We start from the raw sequence: 18,198 nt of genomic DNA on the forward strand, positions 1-18,198 counted from the left end.
GCATAATAAATGGCCTGTTTTTAGCAGGTCATTTTTTGTATCAAGAAAACCTTGGAAACCAATTTCCAAGGTTTTCTTTTATTGGCGTCCCAATAATCTTTTTACTTGTTGGATGGCCTTGTATCTAAGCGGTCGAGGGTAATAGCGGAAAGTTCCCATCTTACGTGTGATATAGCCATTGTAGTTTTGTTTGAAGCGTAAAACACCATCTGAACCATCAAAATTTCCAGTGATACCAAGCAAATTATAATTGGTAATGCCGCGTTTGATGGCTTGCAACATAACGTATTCCTGAAGCAAGGCAGGTGCGTAGAATTTATTAAATTCTGGATAAGAGCCTGAGAATAGGTAGACAGCTTCTTGTTTGGTGTAAACAAAGAGGCTACCTGCCAAGGTTACGTGTTGTGTTCCGTATTTGGCAATAAATGCTTTGGCTTCTGCAATACGAACGTCAAAGGTGTCGGATTGGCTGGCTAATTCGCGCAGCTGATTTTGTTTCTTCTCGGAATGAGGATTTTTCTCCAAATCAGCTTTGAGTTTAGCTATTTTTTGCTTAAGTTTGCCTTGGTCATTTTCTAGATGATTTAGATAATCTTGAAAATTAAGGCTTGCTACCATAAATTCACAAGAATCCCCAAAACTGTCGTAAAAATCTTGATAATATTCAAGGGATTTGTCCATGTAATCTCGACGGTCTGAGGTAGCAGAAGTGATTTCTTTAAAAAGAGGCAATTCCTCTCGGTCAAGCTTTCTTAGCGTAATGCCAAAGGTCTTGGCTTTCTTAACCAATGGACGTCCTTTTTTGCTGAAGGATTTGAGCAGGGATTTGTCATCTAAGTCTGTCAAATCCTTGAGGTAATGCCAATCAGGTTCGCCACCAGGGTAGCCAGTCAAAAGCCCGTCATGCTGGTAACCAAGCGAGAGAAAATCCTCTAACAAGGCGGTTTGCTCTTGGTCAGTTGGCTTGCCATCGGTGTCGAATTGTTGGTAAGTGTCGTAGGGTTTCACCAATAATTCAAGGGCACCGTTTTCTTTGGCGTAGGTCTGCAATTCCTGATAAAAGGCTTTTAAATAGCGTTTATCGCGTGAAACGGGACCGGAATTGATTTCCATGTGCAAGCCCCCTGTCATTGGCAAGCTAAAAAGGATAGCAGCTACTTGCAATTGCCCTTGGTCTTTAAAGCCAAGATAGGCAACCTGATAACCACGTTTGCTGAGCAGCTCCGCCATTTCGCTAGATTGCATGAATGATTTGTAGGGAACGCTGTTACAAAAAGTCCTAAAAACGTCTTTTTCAATAATCTCAAGAGGCATTAATGGCCATTTCTCCTTTGTTTGCGAATGTTGTAAGCAAGGTTAGATAGCCCATAAAGAGCACGATTGACAGGAATGTTGAATTCGCCAATGAACTCTTCGATGGTTGGGTTGAAGTTTGTTTTAAATTTGGTTAAACCGTCGTCAAGTGTCCCTTCAACACCACCCATATTTGCCCAAATGATGCCATCAGCGTAGGCATCTTCAAAAGCTTTTGGATAGAGTGAATATTGTGGGTAGAATTTTTTGAATTCATCATTCATACCAGCGTAAAGCATTTCCATGACGTTGCCAAATGATACAGACAAGATACCTGCAATAATGAGTTCATCTGGGTATTTTTGAACGAATTCTTCAAATTCTGCAATGTATTTTGTGACAGAATTCTTTTGTTGGGTTAATTTGGTCAAACGTTTTTTCTGGTTTTCTTTTGTTTCTGCTAAATCTTTTTCAATTTGAGCAAGTTGTTCTTTGTATTCCGCTAGGCGTTTTGGTAAATTAACTTTGGCAAGGTGAAGGTAAGCATCATCACCGTAAGTTTCCATCATTTTGCGGAAATAATCTTCGTTACGAAGAGCAACCCCTTTACGATTTTCTGTAAGAGCAACGACGTCTGCAAAGGCTTTGACATCATCGATGCTTCCACGGCTAGTTATCACACCACGGTGAATCGCATCTTTCATCAAGCGTTTGGTGTGCTTAGGAAATGTTGCAGTCATGTCTTCTTGGGTATAGACATTGGCTTGGTAACGCGGTTGAATGCTTTCAGCAATCGTTGTTGTGCGTCCAGTCCATTCACAACCTGCAGCCTTCAAGTTTTCGATAGCCGTAAGGGTTTCTGCATTTTCTTCCACGTTTTCACCGATTTTGTATTGTTTGAGCAACAAAGCTGGGTCAATTTTGATGAAGAGGGCACGTTTGGTTTTTCCGAATTTTTTGAGTGAGTTGATGACAAAGGCAACTAATTCTTTGTCACTGTAATCCATAATGGGTCCGCGAGGAATGTAAAGCATGGTGAAGCCAAGTGGCAAGGATTTGATGAGAACAGATGCTGATGCCACTAATTGGCCATCTTTGTAGAAACCAAGACGTTCATTGTCCCAGTTGTCCTTGATTTTTGCCCAATTAGATGATTGCAACAGATTGGTTTGGTCACTTGCTTTGGCAAATTGGTCGTGTTCTTCAGCAGAAATGCCGATTTTATAGCTATACATTATTTTAAAACCCACTTTCTAAGGGCGTAAGCAACGCCGCTTTCTTCATTTGATTTGGTGATATATTTGGCAATTTGTTTGAGTTCTGGTGTGCCATTTTCCATGACAACAGGATTGCCGACTGCCTCCAACATGGCTCGGTCATTTTCAGCATCACCGATGGCCATTGTTTGGTCAAGGCTAAGTCCCATTTTTTCAGCAAGGTGTGTGATGGCATTGCCCTTGCTGGCTGTTTTGTTTAAGATTTCCAAATAAAATGGTGTTGATTTCACGATTGTGTATTTGTCGTAAAATTCTTGTGGGATTTTAGCAATAGCTGCATCAAGAATTTCAGGCTCATCGATAAACATCATTTTAATGATTTCCTTGTCGCCCATTTCTTCTGGTGTGCGGTAGTAAATAGGCATATTGACCAAGGTTGATTCGTGCACGGTGTATTTTCCAATGTTACGATTGGCAGTAAAAATCCCTTCTTTGGTAATGGCGTGCATGTGGACATTTAGCTTACGGCTGAGAAATTCAATATCAAGATAGTCATCATAGGTCATGACTTCTGTGATGATGTTCTCACCTGTGGCCGTGTCTTGCACCAAGCCACCATTAAAAGTAATGACATAATCGCCAGTGTCTTTTAAGTTTAAGTCGTCCAGTAAGGTCTGAACACCAGCAATCGGACGTCCAGTAGCGATAACGACCTTAACCCCTTGTTTTTTAGCGTCTCGAACAGCTTCAAAAACCTCAGGTGTGATTTTGCGGTCATTGGTCAGAAGCGTGCCGTCAATATCAACGGCAACTAGTTTAATTGACATAGAGTATGGTATCCTTTCTAATTAGAAGAATCTACCTATATATCTTACTAAAAAGTGCCGTATTTGTCATGGAGATTCTAACAGATACGTCACTTTTTCAGTTTTTAACAATAAGGTTAGTCGTGGTAAGCAAAATGGTCGTTGGTAATGTAACTCATAAATTGCTCTTTGTCCTCAGTAAAGAGGTCATTTGCCTGCAACATTTCCTTTGGAAAATAGAAACGTCTATCACCGTAAGTTGTGCCTGACAAGGTCTTAACGATAGGTGATACGGTTGATAATTCGATGATAGAGCCATCTTTGCGAATCATGTTAATATCTGTTCGTGGTTCTTTTTTTTCAGGGCGGTAAATGTCATAAGGCAAATCAAAATTGGCATGAATACCCGTGTAATACTTAGGGTCAAAACCAACTGAATCAATCAACTTCACCAAGCAATCCAAATGCTTTTCAGCTGTCTCATCAAAGGTGATGGATTTGAAAATTTTACGGTTGACAAATCGACTGGCTAAATCCGCTAAAATATCATCGTCAGAAGCCATCCAAGCTTGAAAATAAGTGTTCATCACGCCATCGTCTAAAGCCAGATAATCCGACAAATCCGCTCGATTTTCCAGAAAAGGAATGAGATTTGGAGCGGTTTTCTTAAAGAAATGGCTGTCTTTTTGATAAAGGCGTTTGGCTCGTTTCAAAAGATTTTGTAGTAAGACTTCCATGCCACGGCTGGCAGGGTGAAAATAAACTTGCATATACATTTGAAAACGACTGACAATGTAGTCCTCAACGGCGTGCATGCCATTGTATTCAAAGACAATACCATTTTTGACAGGACGAATGACACGCAAAATGCGGGTTAAATCAAATTGCCCGTATTTTGTGCCACTGTAATAAGAATCCCTAAGCAAATAGTCCATGCGGTCACAGTCAATTTGGCTAGAAATCAGTTGCACCACTTGTTTATTGGGATAGGTGTGGTTGATGACACTAGCCACTTTTTCTGGAAAATCAGGAGCCACTCGTCGCAAAATAGCGTTGATTTCAGTATCAGAACTGATAATGATTTCCTGAGTGAAGGCTTCATGGTCAGTGCCAAACAATTTTTCAAATGTGTGGGAATAGGCCCCGTGCCCCACATCGTGCAAGAGCCCTGCCACCATGGTTAAAAGATTTTCATCAGTGTTCCAAATGTCGGGAAATTTTTCCTCAAAAATCTCAGTAACACGCCTAGCAATGTCATAAACGCCTAGACAATGCGAAAAGCGGCTGTGCTCGGCACCATGAAAGGTAAAGGCTGTCGTTGGGACTTGCTTGATGCGACGCAAACGTTGAAATTCTGCTGTGTTGATAAGATCATAAACCACGCGGTGATTGACCGTTATATAATTGTGAATAGGATCACGAAATACTTTTTTCATTCATGCTCCCATTATACCAAAAAACGACTGGAAACCCCTAATCAAAGCATGTCAGACTTCTGTGCCCAAAGTTGTCATTCCAAGCGTTAAAAGGTATAATGAAAGAGACTTATCATGTAATAGAAAAGAGGGATTTGCCAGATTGATGGAGCTGTTGATTTGGCAGATGAGAGGATTATGCAATTACAGATTCGCAATAAAATCATCATGGATAACGAGGTGGAGTGGGTTGACGAAAGCTATCCTGTTACCGTAACCCCAAAAAATCAATACCTTTATTTGACTTATGTCAATGAAGAAGATGAGAAAGTTATCATCAAGTGCAATCAAGAGGAATTGGTCATGACGCGTTTTTCCACACCAAAATCCATCATGCGATTTCATGCCCAAAACCCTGCGGTTGTCTTGATTCCTACGCCGCTTGGTATCCAGCATTTTAAAACAGAAACCAGCCATTATGTTTTTGACCCCGACAAGAAAAGTGTTACCTTGCATTATTGTTTAAAAGCCCTTGAGGGAGAGTCTGCTTTGGCTGATTACGAGCTAGAATTGCGCTGGCAATAAGGCTTTGAAATAGGGAAAGCTGGTTGACAAATGCCTTGAAAATTGGTATTATGACCATGTATCAAGGGAGTAGCAGACGGGGATTCCCGTGGCCTAGTCGTCAATACGAAAGAAATTTCCGGCTATGTCTTAAACAGCGAGACTTGTTTTTTAAAACAGGTCTCTTTTCTATTTAGGAAAGAAGACCGAAGGAGGAAACTATTTTGTCTAAAGAACAAAGCAAAGATTTGTTTTATTTGAAGAGCGAGGACGAAACGCTTGACGCCTTGCACACCACCCGTGACGGTTTATCTGCGGCAGAAGCTAAAAAACGTTTAGATGAATATGGTCACAACGAACTTGAAGAAGCCCAGAAACGCTCATTGTTGGCTAAGTTTCTTGACCAATTCAAGGACTTGATGATTATTATCTTGCTTGTTGCAGCTGCCTTATCTGTTATCACTGAAGGAACAGAAGGGCTTACCGATGCTTTGATTATCCTAGCCGTTGTTGTGCTTAATGCGGCTTTTGGGGTTTATCAAGAAGGGCAAGCTGAAGCAGCCATTGAAGCTTTGAAAGATATGTCTAGCCAAGTGGCGCGTGTCAGCCGTGACGGACATGTCGTTGAAATTGATTCGAGAGAATTGGTTCCTGGTGATATTGTCATGTTGGAGGCCGGTGATGTGGTGCCTGCTGATATGCGTTTGTTAGAAGTCGCTTCCTTAAAAATTGAAGAAGCTGCCCTGACAGGGGAATCTGTTCCAGTTGAAAAGAGTTTGTCTATTAAAGTGGCTGATGATGCTGGTATTGGTGACCGTGTCAACATGGCTTACCAAAACTCTAACGTGACTTATGGTCGTGGTGTTGGGGTTGTTGTCAATACAGGTCATTACACCGAAGTTGGTAAAATTGCTGATATGCTTGCCAACGCAGACGAAACAGACACCCCATTGAAGCAAAACTTGAACCAATTGTCTAAGGTTCTTACTTACTTGGTTGTTGGTATTGCTATCGTGACCTTTATCGTCGGGGTATTTGTCCGTGGTGAAGAACCTGTTGAAGGCTTGATGACTTCTGTTGCCTTGGCGGTTGCTGCTATTCCAGAAGGGCTACCCGCTATTGTAACCATCGTCTTGTCAATGGGAACAACAACCCTTGCCAAACGCAATGCCATCGTTCGTAAATTGCCAGCCGTTGAAACCCTTGGTTCAACCGAAATTATCGCTTCAGATAAAACCGGAACATTGACCATGAATCAAATGACGGTTGAAAAAATCTACACTAGTGGCCAATTATTGGACGCTAAAGCAACGATTCCAGCTGATGATAAGACCTTGCGTATCATGAATTTTGCTAATGATACCAAGATTGACCCAGAAGGCAATCTCATTGGTGACCCAACCGAAACGGCCTTGGTTCAATTTGGTTTAGACCACGACTTTGATGTTCGTGATGTGCTTAAAAACGAACCTCGTGTGGCAGAATTGCCATTTGATTCTGACCGTAAGTTGATGTCAACGATTCACGAAGAAGCCGATGGACGCTACTTTGTGGCGGTTAAAGGGGCACCTGACCAACTCTTAAAACGTGTCACTCGCATTGAGGACAATGGCCAAGTTCGTGCTATTACAGATGACGAAAGAGCTACTATCTTATCACTCAATACAGACTTGGCTAAACAAGCCCTTCGTGTATTGATGATGGCTTACAAATACATTCCTGAAATTCCAAGTTTGGATTCCAAAAATGTGGAATCAGATTTGATTTTTGCAGGTCTTGTCGGTATGATTGACCCAGAACGTCCTGAAGCTGCCAAAGCTGTTAAGGTAGCCAAGGAAGCTGGTATTCGTCCTATCATGATTACCGGGGACCACCAAGATACTGCGGAAGCTATTGCTAAACGTCTAGGCATTATCGAAGATGACGGCCAAAACCATGTCTTTACTGGTGCTGAACTCAACGAATTGTCTGACGACGAATTCCAAAAAGTCTTTAAACAATATTCTGTTTATGCGCGTGTGTCACCAGAACACAAGGTGCGTATCGTTAAAGCTTGGCAAAATGAAGGTAAAGTTGTTGCTATGACTGGTGATGGTGTCAATGATGCGCCATCGTTGAAAACAGCTGATATTGGTATCGGTATGGGGATTACGGGTACAGAAGTGGCAAAAGGTGCTTCTGATATGGTCCTTGCCGATGATAACTTTGCGACAATCATTGTTGCTGTTGAAGAAGGACGTAAGGTCTTCTCAAACATTCAAAAATCCATTCAATACCTTCTTTCAGCCAATATGGCCGAAGTGCTTACCATCTTCTTTGCGACCTTGTTTGGTTGGGATGTGCTTCAACCCGTTCATTTGCTTTGGATTAACTTGGTAACCGATACGCTACCAGCCATCGCCTTGGGTGTAGAACCTGCTGAACCTGGCGTTATGAAACACAAACCTCGTGGACGTCAATCCAACTTCTTTGACGGTGGGGTTATGGGAGCTATTATCTATCAAGGTATTTTCCAAACCTTGCTTGTCCTTGCCGTTTATGGTTGGGCAATCATGTTCCCAGAACACTCACAAGCTCACATGGTACACGAAGATGCCTTGACAATGGCCTTTGCGACACTTGGTCTTATCCAATTAGTCCACGCCTTCAACGTTAAGTCCGTTTACCAATCAATCTTTACTGTTGGTGCCTTTAGAAATAGAACCTTCAACCGGGCTATCCCAGTGGCCTTCTTGCTCTTGATGGTAACCATCGTTGTGCCAGGATTTAATCAATTGTTCCACGTTTCTCACTTGAGCGTGGGTCAATGGACTGCCGTTATCATTAGTAGTTTGATGATGCTTGTCTTGACCGAAATTGTCAAAGCTATTCAACGTGCACTTGGACAAGATGAAAAAGCCATTTAGAGATTTCTAAATAATAACAAAAGAATCAGATTGCTTAGCAGTCTGATTCTTTTGTTATGTGACTTTCAGTCCGTCACGCTCCGCAAGGTGCGTGACAAATAAACCACCCGCTATGCGGGTGGTTAGTGGTGTCGTCATGGTGGTGTGATGTTTTGTTATCCATTTGTCATTTTCTTGTTGTGATTGCCAAATGCCTTTTTGGTACTATTGTGTTAGTCTGCTGAATTAGCAGCTAAATAGTCAATAGGAAAACCCTTTCTGGCACCTATAATGGTAATTTTGCTTCCTTTGTGATAGAATAGGAAGAAGTAATGAATAAAGGAGTATGCTCATGGAAGTGGCTGAAATTCGCCAAAAAATAGTAGAAAACCAAGAGAAGTTGACTAGCTTCAGGAGGTCTCTTTGACTTAGACCGTCTGGAAGAAGATATCGCACTTCTTGAAAATAAAATGACGGAGCCTGATTTTTGGGATGACAATATTGCAGCCCAGAAAACCTCTCAAGAACTCAACGAACTCAAGCAAAAATATGACACTTTTAATACCATGCAAGAGTTGTCTGATGAAACAGAGCTTTATTTGGAAATGTTGGATGAGGATAGTTCGGTTCAGTCTGATTTAGAAGAAAGTTTAGAAAAGCTTGATAAAATCATGACAGGCTATGAGATGACCTTGTTGTTATCAGAGCCTTATGACCGCAACAATGCGATTTTGGAAATTCACCCAGGTTCAGGTGGTACCGAGGCGCAGGATTGGGCAGATATGCTCTTTCGTATGTACACCCGTTATGGTAATGCCAAAGGCTTTAAAGTTGAAACGCTTGATTACCAAGCAGGGGATGAAGCGGGTATTAAGTCTGTTACTTTGTTTTTTGAAGGGCCAAATGCTTACGGACTGTTGAAGTCTGAAATGGGTGTACACCGTTTGGTGCGTATCTCTCCATTTGACTCAGCCAAACGTCGCCACACGTCATTTAGTTCAGTCGAAGTAATGCCAGAATTGGATGATACGATTGAAGTGGAAATTCGTGATGACGACATCAAAATGGATACTTTCCGTTCTGGTGGTGCTGGTGGACAAAACGTCAACAAGGTATCAACAGGGGTTCGTTTGACCCATATTCCAACAGGAATCGTGGTGTCGTCAACCGTTGATCGTACTCAATATGGTAACCGTGACCGTGCGATGAAGATGTTGCAGGCGAAACTTTATCAGCTTGAGCAAGAGAAAAAAGCACAAGAAGTTGATGCTTTGAAGGGTGATAAAAAAGAAATCACATGGGGAAGTCAAATCCGTTCTTATGTGTTTACCCCCTATACGATGGTTAAAGATCATCGCACAGGATATGAAGTGGCACAAGTTGATAAAGTGATGGATGGTGACATTGATGGTTTCATTGATGCCTATCTGAAATGGCGTATTGACTAGGAAAACAGTAAGTTTTTTAGGATGATTAAATCGTAAAGGAAAATATAAATGGCACTAATTGAAATGAATGGTGTGGACAAAAAGTATCGCCGATCAACCACTGCCTTGAGAGATATCAATGTAAAAGTCAACCAAGGTGAATTTGTATATATTGTTGGTCCTTCAGGTGCTGGTAAGTCCACTTTTATTAAGTTACTCTATCGTGAAGAAAAAGCGACAGCAGGGACAATCAAGGTCGGCAAATTTGATTTGAATAAATTAAGACGACGTGATATTCCTATGCTACGTCGTAGTATCGGGGTGGTTTTCCAAGACTACAAACTCCTTCCTAAAAAGACTGTGTTTGAAAATGTGGCTTATGCCATGCAAGTTATTGGAGAAAAGCCACGTGATATTAAAAAACGTGTTCCTGAAGTGTTAGACTTGGTTGGTCTAAAACACAAAATGCGTTCTTTCCCACACCAATTGTCAGGTGGTGAGCAACAACGTGTTGCTATCGCTCGTGCGATTGTTAACAATCCAAAAGTCTTGATCGCTGACGAACCGACTGGGAACTTGGATCCTGAAATTTCATGGGAAATCATGCAGTTGTTAGAACGTATCAATCTTCAAGGAACAACCATTTTAATGGCTACTCACAATAAGCAAATTGTTGATACCCTTCGCCATCGTGTTATCGCGATTGAGAATGGTCGCATTGTTCGTGATGAAGAGGAAGGAGAATACGGTTACGATGATTAGAAATTTTTTCCGTCATTTGTGGGAATCCATAAAAAGTTTAAAGCGTAATATTTGGATGACAATTGCTTCGGTTAGTACGGTTGCCATTACCTTGACACTTGTCGGTGTCTTTGCAGCAGTGCTATTAAATGTGGAGCGTTTGGCATCAGGTATTGAAAACAACATTCAAATCAATGTTTACCTTGATGTGGATTCGACAGATAACTTTGAAACTAAGACTAATGAAGCTGGCGAAACCGTCTCAAATGATGCTTACCACCAAGTCTATGACCAAATCAACAAGATTTCAGGTGTTAAGAAGGTTACTTATTCAAGTAAAGATGAACAGCTAGCTAAATTGCAAGAAACCTACGGGGACGATTGGAAACTCTTTGATGGCGATTCTAATCCTCTACAAGATGTTTATATCGTAGAAGCTAACTCACCATCTCATGTTAAAAAAGTAGCTGATAAAATCTCAAAAATCAGTGGTGTTGAATCCGTTGATTACGGTGGTTCAGATTCAGACCAATTGTTCAAAATTGCAAAATACATTCGAACATGGGGATTTGCTGGTATCGTCCTTCTTGTGCTTGTCGCAATCTTCCTTATTTCAAATACTATCCGTATGACCATTATGTCACGTCAACGCGATATTGAGATCATGCGTTTGGTAGGTGCAAAGAATTCTTACATCCGTGGACCATTCTTCTTTGAAGGAGCATGGGTTGGCTTTCTTGGTGCCATTTTGCCATCAGTGATTGTTTACTTTGCTTACCACTATGTTTACGGTGCTTTCAATCCACAATTTGAAATGCAAAGCCTATCATTATACCCAGCGGAAAACTTCCTTCCGTTAGTTATTGGTAGTATGTTCTTAATCGGTATTATCATTGGAGCACTTGGTTCAGTGATTTCAATGCGCCGCTATCTTAAAATTTAAAACAAGAAAACAACTTCTGCTTTTGCAGAAGTTGTTTTTGGTTTAGTTAAAGAAAGGGTTCATGTTTTTTTCATGGGCAATGGTGGTATCAGAGCCGTGCCCTGGATAAACCGCAAAATGATTTGGCAAGGTAAATAATTCTCGCTGAATGCTAGCTAGGAGTTCCTCACTATTTCCAGTTGGCAAGTCTGTTCGTCCGATAGTTTCTCTAAAAAGAGCATCACCACTCAAAACGACGTGGTCATCTGGGAAAATCAGCGATACACTACCATAAGAGTGTCCTGGCGTTGGGCGAACATAAAAATGAAAACCAGCGATGTGATAATCGTCTTCGTACTGGTAGTGATGTTCAGCAGGTTTTAAAATAACATCAGGCAAATCCGCATGGCGCTCCAAACCTGAAAAATTATCCTTTGGTGAATAGAGCCATGACGCTTCTTTTTCAGAAATATAAACAGGAGGATGTCCAAAATGCTCTCTCACCACATCCAAGCTCATAATGTGATCATAATGAGCGTGGGTCAGTAAAATAGCCGCCACAGGGTTGTTCAGTGACGTGATTTTTTCAAGAATCATATCCACATCACTTCCAGGATCGACAACGATAATGGCTTGGTCATTGACCAACAAGTAAGTATTTTCACGCGCAACGCGATTAACTATTCTAAATATCTTCATAAAAAAAGTGTATCAAAATTTTGGTAAAAAGTCATACTAAAAGCCAGCTCGTTTACTGCTCATAAAGCTTCCACACAAATACAAGAAGAGTGGTTTGTGATATAATAGGATTGTTATGAAGCATGAACATTTCCTAAAATACGCTGTTGTGGACTTAGAGGCGACAGGAGCCCATGCCGCAGCAGAAATTATTCAAGTGGGTATCGTGATTATAGAAAATAATCAGATTACCAAGACTTATCAAACGGATGTCAATCCGCATGAACCCTTGTCAGAGCACATTATCCAGCTGACAGGTATTACCGATGATCAATTGGCCAAGGCCCCTGATTTTTCTCAGGTGGCGGGCGAAATTTACGACTTGATAGCAGATTGTGTCTTTGTGGCTCACAACGTCAAATTTGATGCCAATCTTTTGGCGGAACAGCTTTTTTGGCAAGGTTTTGAGTTGCGAACACCGCGCGTGGATACGGTCGAATTGGCTCAGGTTTTTTACCCAACTTTTGAAAAATACACCTTGGAGCATTTGGCTAAGGCCTTGGATTTGGATTTGACAGATGCTCACACAGCTATTTCAGATGCCTATGCGACAGCGCAGCTTTTTTTGCGCTTGCAGGCTAAAATCAATCAATTGCCAAAAGAAGTTTTGGAAAAGCTTTTGCCTTTTTCTGATAATCTGATCTTTGAAACGGGTATGCTCATTGAAGCGGGCTTTTCACAGGCCAAACCGTTTTCGCCAGCGACCTTTCAGATGGTGGGGGATTTGGTTTTACGCCGACCGCAGGCGATAACCGAGCCGCGTTGCCTGTCAGATGATTTTGCGGTTAATGTGGCTCTGCTTGGCCTAGACAATCGGGAGAAGCAGGCTCAGTTTGCTACTTTGGTCAAGGATGAATTTGCCTCATCAGCCGTTTCGTTTTTAGAAGCTCAAGCTGGGATCGGTAAAACCTACGGCTATCTCTTGCCTCTCTTGCATTTGGCACAAGATGAACAGGTGATTGTATCGGTTCCCACCAAAATCTTACAAGACCAAATTATGGCCAACGAAGCCAAACGCATTCAAGATGTTTTTCATATTTCTTGCCAATCCATCAAAGGGCCTAGCAATTACCTAAAACTAGATGCCTTTGTCGAGAGTTTGCATCATCAAGACGACAATCGCCTTATCAATCGCTACAAGATGCAGTTGCTGGTCTGGCTGACCGAAACAGAAACGGGTGATTTGGATGAAATCAAGCAAAAACAACGTTTTGCCGCTTATTTTGACTCCATCAAACACGATGGGGATTTGAGTGAGAAGAGCCTTTACAAAGAAGTCGATTTTTGGCAGGTAACCTATGAAAGGGCCAAGCACAGCAAGCTGTTGCTGGTCAATCACGCTTATTTCTTAGAACGAGTGCAAGACGACAAGGCTTTCGCGGCCAATAAGATTTTGGTTTTTGACGAGGCGCAAAAGCTGATGCTAAATGTTGAGCATTTCTCTCGTCGTCAGCTAAATGTCACTCAGTTAGTGACCTTATTAGAAAAACACCTGACAGCTAAATTGCCTGTGCTGGAAAAACGGTTGCTTGAAAACCTGTCCTTCCAGTTGAGCCATTTGGTGACACGTTTCTACCAAAATCAAGAAACATTTGTCACGACCGAGGCCATGGCAGCTATCGAGCAGACGGTCAAGGAACTTTTGGCGGTCAATCCTCAGTGGCGCCTCAATGGTTTAGAGGATTTGTGTTTGCTATTGTCCCATCATTTTACGGATTTTTGGATGGAGTCAATGCTTGAAAATGACAAGCGCCAAACCTACCTCAATGCCAGTAATGATGAGTTGTTGAATTTTCAAGAGTTTTTGCCTGAAACACGCAAAACCTATATGATTTCAGCAACCTTGCACATCAGTCCCCAAGTCAGTCTAGCGGATTTGCTGGGCTTTGACTCTTATCATTTTGTGAGTTTGGCTCATGAAAAAAGCAGTGGCCAGCGCGTGTGGATTGATGAAGAGATGCCAAATGTCACCCAAGTGTCTGAGGAAGCTTATGCCTTAGCTATTGCTGAGCGTCTTTGTCAGATTCAAAACTTAGGTGAGCAGGTCTTGGTTTTATTTAATGCCAGAGCGACGATGCTTGCAGTTTCAGATTACCTTGATGATAAGGACGTTCCCCATTTGACACAGGATAAAAACGGTATGGCTTATAATGTCAAACGGCGTTTTGAACGCAAGGAAAGTGGGATGTTGTTAGGGACAGGCTCATTTTGGGAGGGGGTTGACTTTGTGCAATCCGATAAAATGATTGAAGTGATTACCCGCCTGCCTTTTGACAATCCTAAAGATATCTTTTTCCAAAAAGTCAGCAATCACTTGCTGGCACAAGCCAAATCACCATTTTACGATTATGCTTTGCCGCTGACGATTTTAAAACTCAAGCAAGCAATCGGTAGAACCATGAGGCGAGAAAACCAGCGCTCAGCTGTTTTGATTTTGGATAACCGCCTTTTAACCAAGTCTTATGGTAAATTGATGACCGATTCCTTAGCAGAAGAATTTCAGCTTTCTTCCCAAAAATTTGCAAAGTCATTAACAGAAATGAAGGATTTTTTGGTATAATAAAAAGGATAACTCAAAGGGGAGAAGTAAATGAAAAAATTAACACCAGTAAAACAATATTTACTTGGTTTTGGCATGGTTTTCTTAGTTCTCTTGATTTCTGCAGGGATGGTTTTATATCTCTCAATGAAACCAAAACTGGATGCAGAACGAACAGCTACCCAGGTCGCTATCAAAGCCGCTAAATTATCAAAAACTTCCTCTGTGGAACTCTATAATGGACCGAACACCTTTTATAGTGTTTATGGCACTACCGAATCAGGTGGTAAGCGCATTGTTTCAGTTGGTGAGGATAACCGAGAGGTTTATGTATATGCCGAAAGTGACGGGATTAGTCGCCAACAAGCCGAAGAAACAGCCGCAAGCAACGGTGCAACAGATATTTCCAAGGTGGTTTTTGGGATTTATGCCAAATCCCCTGTTTGGGAGGTGACGGCTACTAACGGTTACTATCTTGTGAATTTCAAAACAGGTGAGCTTATTAAAAAGGAGGGCGTATGACAAACTTATCAAAACGTGTGTTAAACATGGACGAAAGTGTGACTTTAGCAGCTAGTGCACGTGCCAAAGCCTTAAAAGCAGAAGGACGTGATATTTTATCACTAACCTTGGGGGAACCAGATTTTGAAACCCCTAAAAACATTCAAAAAGCAGCTATTCATTCCATCAAAAATGGGAAAGCCAGCTTTTATACCGTAGCTTCAGGACTTCCTGAGTTGAAAGACGCTATCGGTCAATACATGAAAAATTATTACGGCTACTTTGTTTCTCGTAATCAAGTCGTTGTGGGAACAGGTGCCAAATACATCCTATACACCTTTTTCACAACGGTTCTTGATCCAGGTGACGAAGTGATTATTCCATCACCATGTTGGGTATCTTATGTGGACCAAGTGAAAATGGTTGGTGGGGTACCTGTGACAGTGGCTACGACACAAAAAAATCATTTTAAAGTCACAGTAGAGCAATTAGAAGCTGCTCGCACAGATAAAACCAAAGTGATTTTGCTCAATTCCCCTTCTAACCCAACAGGTATGATTTATACCCGTGATGAGCTAGAAGCAATTGGTAACTGGGCAGTAGCAAATGGTATTTTAATTCTAGCTGACGACATTTATGGTCGTTTGGTTTACAATGGCAATGTCTTTACCCCTATTTCAAGCATTTCTGAGGCAATCAGAGAACACACCATTGTTGTTAATGGCTTGTCTAAAACCTATGCTATGACAGGTTGGCGTGTGGGATTTGCGGTTGGTAATGAAGACATTATCGCTGGTATGGCAAAAGTCATCAGCCAAACCACTTCAAATTTGACCACCGTTTCACAATATGCAGCTATTGAAGCCTTGACAGGCCCACAAGATTCCATTGAAAGCATGCGTCGTGACTTTGAGGACCGTCTAAATACCATTTACCCACTCTTGTGTGAAGTTCCTGGTTTTGACGTGATTAAACCACAAGGTGCCTTCTATCTTTTCCCAAATGTGAAAAGAGCTATGGAATTGAAGGGTTACACAGACGTTACTGATTTTACCAATGACATTCTTGAAGAAGTTGGGGTGGCTTTGGTAACAGGTGCTGGTTTTGGAGCTCCTGAAAATGTTCGCTTGAGTTATGCGACCGATTTGGTAACTTTAAAAGAAGCTGTGAATCGATTGAAATTGTTTATGAAATTGGATTCCAAATTATAATAAAGCATAGTGTCTTGCTCAGATGATGAGAGGAAACATTGGAAAGAGGAAATATGTCTACAGATTACGTATCAATTATTGATGTTAAAGACCATGTTGGCGAAGAAGTGACTATCGGTGCATGGGTTGCTAACAAATCAGGAAAAGGAAAAATTGCTTTCTTACAACTTCGTGACGGAACTGCATTTTTCCAAGCCGTGGCCTTCAAACCAAACTTTATCGAAAAATTTGGTGAAGAAGAAGGAACTGAAAAATTCAATACCATCAAACACCTTAGCCAAGAAACGTCTATCCTTATCACAGGGATTGTCAAAGAAGATTCACGTTCAAAATTTGGTTATGAATTGGACGTCACAGATGTCAAAATCGTAGGGCACTCAGAAGATTACCCTATTACACCAAAAGAACACGGAACGGATTTCCTTATGGACCACCGTCATTTATGGTTGCGTTCTCGTAAACAAATGGCTATCATGCAAATTCGTAACGCTATCATTTATGCTACTTATGACTTCTTTGACAAAAATGGTTTCATCAAGTTTGATAGCCCAATCTTGTCAGGAAATGCAGCAGAAGATTCAACAGAGTTGTTTGAAACAGACTACTTTGGAACACCTGCTTACTTGAGCCAATCAGGTCAATTGTACCTTGAAGCTGGGGCTATGGCACTTGGTCGTGTCTTTGACTTTGGTCCTGTTTTCCGTGCTGAAAAATCAAAAACCCGCCGTCACTTGACAGAGTTTTGGATGATGGATGCTGAGTATTCATTCTTGACACATGAAGAATCACTTGATTTGCAAGAAGCTTACGTTAAAGCCCTTATCCAAGGTGTGCTTGACCGTGCACCACAAGCCCTTGAAATCTTGGAACGTGATGTTGATTTGCTTAAAAAATACATTGCAGAGCCATTCAAGCGCGTGTCTTATGATGATGCCATTAGCCTTCTTCAAGAACATGAAAATGACGAAGATGCTGATTACGAACACCTTGAACACGGTGATGACTTTGGTTCACCACATGAAACATGGATTTCAAACTACTTTGGTATGCCAACCTTTGTGATCAATTACCCAGCAAGTTTCAAAGCTTTCTACATGAAACCCGTTCCTGGTAACCCAGACCGCGTTCTTTGTGCGGACTTGCTTGCTCCAGAAGGTTACGGTGAAATCATCGGAGGTTCTGTCCGTGAAGACGATTACGATGCTCTTGTAGCTAAAATGGATGCTCTTGAAATGGACAAATCAGAATACGAATTTTACCTTGACCTTCGTAAATACGGTTCAGTGCCACACGCTGGATTTGGTATTGGTATCGAACGTATGGTGACTTTCGTTGCTGGTACTAAACACATTCGTGAAGCCATTCCATTCCCACGTATGCTTCATCGTTTGAAACCATAAGGTGATTAACATTAGAATAACAGAAAAGAGCCATTTGGCTCTTTTTTTCTTAGCAAAAAGTTAGTTATAAGATATTTTAATATTCAGAATATTTTGTTATAATAATCCTACTAAATGAAGAAAAGGAGTTCATTATGGCAAAAACCATTCATACAGATAAAGCCCCAGCAGCAATTGGTGCTTACGTGCAAGGCAAGGTCGTTGGTCAGTTCCTTTTTGCATCAGGTCAAGTGCCTTTATCGCCTGAAACTGGGGAAATCATTGGAACGACTATCCAAGAACAAACCCAGCAAGTTTTAAAAAATATTGGTGCCATTTTAGCCGAAGCGGGAACAGACTTTGACCATGTGGTCAAAACAACTTGTTTCCTAAGTGATATCAATGATTTTGTCCCATTTAACGAAGTTTATGCCACAGCCTTTAAAACGGATTTTCCAGCTCGTTCAGCGGTTGAAGTGGCGCGTTTGCCAAAAGACGTTAAGGTAGAAATTGAAGTGATTGCCTACCTTGATTAAAGATAAGAAAATCTCCTACGAGTT

15 protein-coding genes are annotated in these 18,198 nt (G+C 41.4%); 10 read left to right on the plus strand and 5 right to left on the minus strand.

What is annotated here, in order from left to right; genetic code table 11:
- Window positions 1-78: 78 nt before the first annotated feature.
- The 4 genes from HFK82_RS01365 to HFK82_RS01380 form a co-directional block, all read right to left on the minus strand.
- A complete protein-coding gene (locus tag HFK82_RS01365) occupies window positions 79-1,314 on the minus strand; it encodes an aminoacyltransferase (RefSeq protein WP_168260526.1) in 1,236 nt (411 codons plus the stop codon).
- Window positions 1,314-2,528, minus strand: coding sequence for an aminoacyltransferase (locus tag HFK82_RS01370; protein ID WP_154454190.1), 1,215 nt, complete (start codon window positions 2,526-2,528; stop codon window positions 1,314-1,316). Before HFK82_RS01370 ends, HFK82_RS01365 begins: the two co-directional genes overlap by 1 nt.
- Entirely contained in the window at window positions 2,528-3,337 is an 810-nt protein-coding gene (yidA, locus tag HFK82_RS01375) for a sugar-phosphatase (protein ID WP_168260527.1), read from the minus strand. The genes HFK82_RS01370 and yidA overlap by 1 nt, the downstream gene beginning before the upstream one ends.
- Window positions 3,338-3,453: 116 nt before the next feature.
- Window positions 3,454-4,752, minus strand: coding sequence for an HD domain-containing protein (locus HFK82_RS01380; RefSeq protein ID WP_168260528.1), 1,299 nt, complete (start codon window positions 4,750-4,752; stop codon window positions 3,454-3,456).
- A gap of 177 nt (window positions 4,753-4,929) precedes the next feature.
- On the opposite strand from HFK82_RS01380, the gene HFK82_RS01385 reads away from it, so the two are divergent.
- From HFK82_RS01385 to ftsX, 5 genes are all read left to right on the plus strand, one after another.
- Complete coding sequence (locus HFK82_RS01385) at window positions 4,930-5,316, plus strand: YwiB family protein (RefSeq protein ID WP_154454193.1); 387 nt, start codon at window positions 4,930-4,932, stop codon at window positions 5,314-5,316.
- Window positions 5,317-5,519: 203 nt separating this feature from the next.
- Window positions 5,520-8,201: a cation-translocating P-type ATPase gene (locus HFK82_RS01390; protein WP_168260529.1), complete on the plus strand. Its 2,682-nt coding sequence runs from the start codon at window positions 5,520-5,522 to the stop codon at window positions 8,199-8,201.
- A gap of 331 nt (window positions 8,202-8,532) precedes the next feature.
- Window positions 8,533-9,628, plus strand: a protein-coding gene (prfB, locus tag HFK82_RS01395; protein WP_154454195.1) for a peptide chain release factor 2 whose coding sequence is annotated in 2 segments (ribosomal slippage) — window positions 8,533-8,604 and window positions 8,606-9,628 — 1,095 coding nt in all. Because the reading frame shifts where the segments join, the coding sequence is not laid out codon by codon here.
- A 48-nt stretch (window positions 9,629-9,676) separates the two neighbouring features.
- On the plus strand, window positions 9,677-10,369 hold the full coding sequence (gene ftsE, locus HFK82_RS01400; protein ID WP_154454196.1) for a cell division ATP-binding protein FtsE: 693 nt from the start codon (window positions 9,677-9,679) through the stop codon (window positions 10,367-10,369).
- On the plus strand, window positions 10,362-11,291 hold the full coding sequence (gene ftsX / locus HFK82_RS01405; RefSeq protein WP_168260530.1) for a permease-like cell division protein FtsX: 930 nt from the start codon (window positions 10,362-10,364) through the stop codon (window positions 11,289-11,291). Before ftsE ends, ftsX begins: the two co-directional genes overlap by 8 nt.
- A gap of 42 nt (window positions 11,292-11,333) precedes the next feature.
- Here ftsX and HFK82_RS01410 read toward each other — a convergent pair whose 3' ends face one another.
- On the minus strand, window positions 11,334-11,969 hold the full coding sequence (locus HFK82_RS01410) for an MBL fold metallo-hydrolase (protein ID WP_168260531.1): 636 nt from the start codon (window positions 11,967-11,969) through the stop codon (window positions 11,334-11,336).
- A gap of 115 nt (window positions 11,970-12,084) precedes the next feature.
- On the opposite strand from HFK82_RS01410, the gene HFK82_RS01415 reads away from it, so the two are divergent.
- The 5 genes from HFK82_RS01415 (at window position 12,085) to HFK82_RS01435 (ending at window position 18,174) form a co-directional block, all read left to right on the plus strand.
- Complete coding sequence (locus tag HFK82_RS01415) at window positions 12,085-14,568, plus strand: bifunctional DnaQ family exonuclease/ATP-dependent helicase (RefSeq protein ID WP_168260532.1); 2,484 nt, start codon at window positions 12,085-12,087, stop codon at window positions 14,566-14,568.
- A gap of 30 nt (window positions 14,569-14,598) precedes the next feature.
- Window positions 14,599-15,069 (plus strand): cell wall elongation regulator TseB-like domain-containing protein, encoded by a 471-nt coding sequence (locus tag HFK82_RS01420; RefSeq protein ID WP_168260533.1) that lies wholly within the window; start codon window positions 14,599-14,601, stop codon window positions 15,067-15,069.
- A complete protein-coding gene (locus tag HFK82_RS01425; RefSeq protein ID WP_168260534.1) occupies window positions 15,066-16,259 on the plus strand; it encodes a pyridoxal phosphate-dependent aminotransferase in 1,194 nt (397 codons plus the stop codon). Before HFK82_RS01420 ends, HFK82_RS01425 begins: the two co-directional genes overlap by 4 nt.
- 53 nt (window positions 16,260-16,312) lie before the next feature.
- Window positions 16,313-17,659 (plus strand): asparagine--tRNA ligase, encoded by a 1,347-nt coding sequence (gene asnS, locus HFK82_RS01430; protein ID WP_154454202.1) that lies wholly within the window; start codon window positions 16,313-16,315, stop codon window positions 17,657-17,659.
- A 134-nt stretch (window positions 17,660-17,793) separates the two neighbouring features.
- Complete coding sequence (locus tag HFK82_RS01435) at window positions 17,794-18,174, plus strand: RidA family protein (protein ID WP_154454203.1); 381 nt, start codon at window positions 17,794-17,796, stop codon at window positions 18,172-18,174.
- The last annotated feature ends 24 nt before the right edge of the window (window positions 18,175-18,198 follow it).

Origin of the sequence: Streptococcus alactolyticus (assembly GCF_012277075.1) — a bacterium.
GTDB lineage: Bacteria > Bacillota > Bacilli > Lactobacillales > Streptococcaceae > Streptococcus > Streptococcus alactolyticus.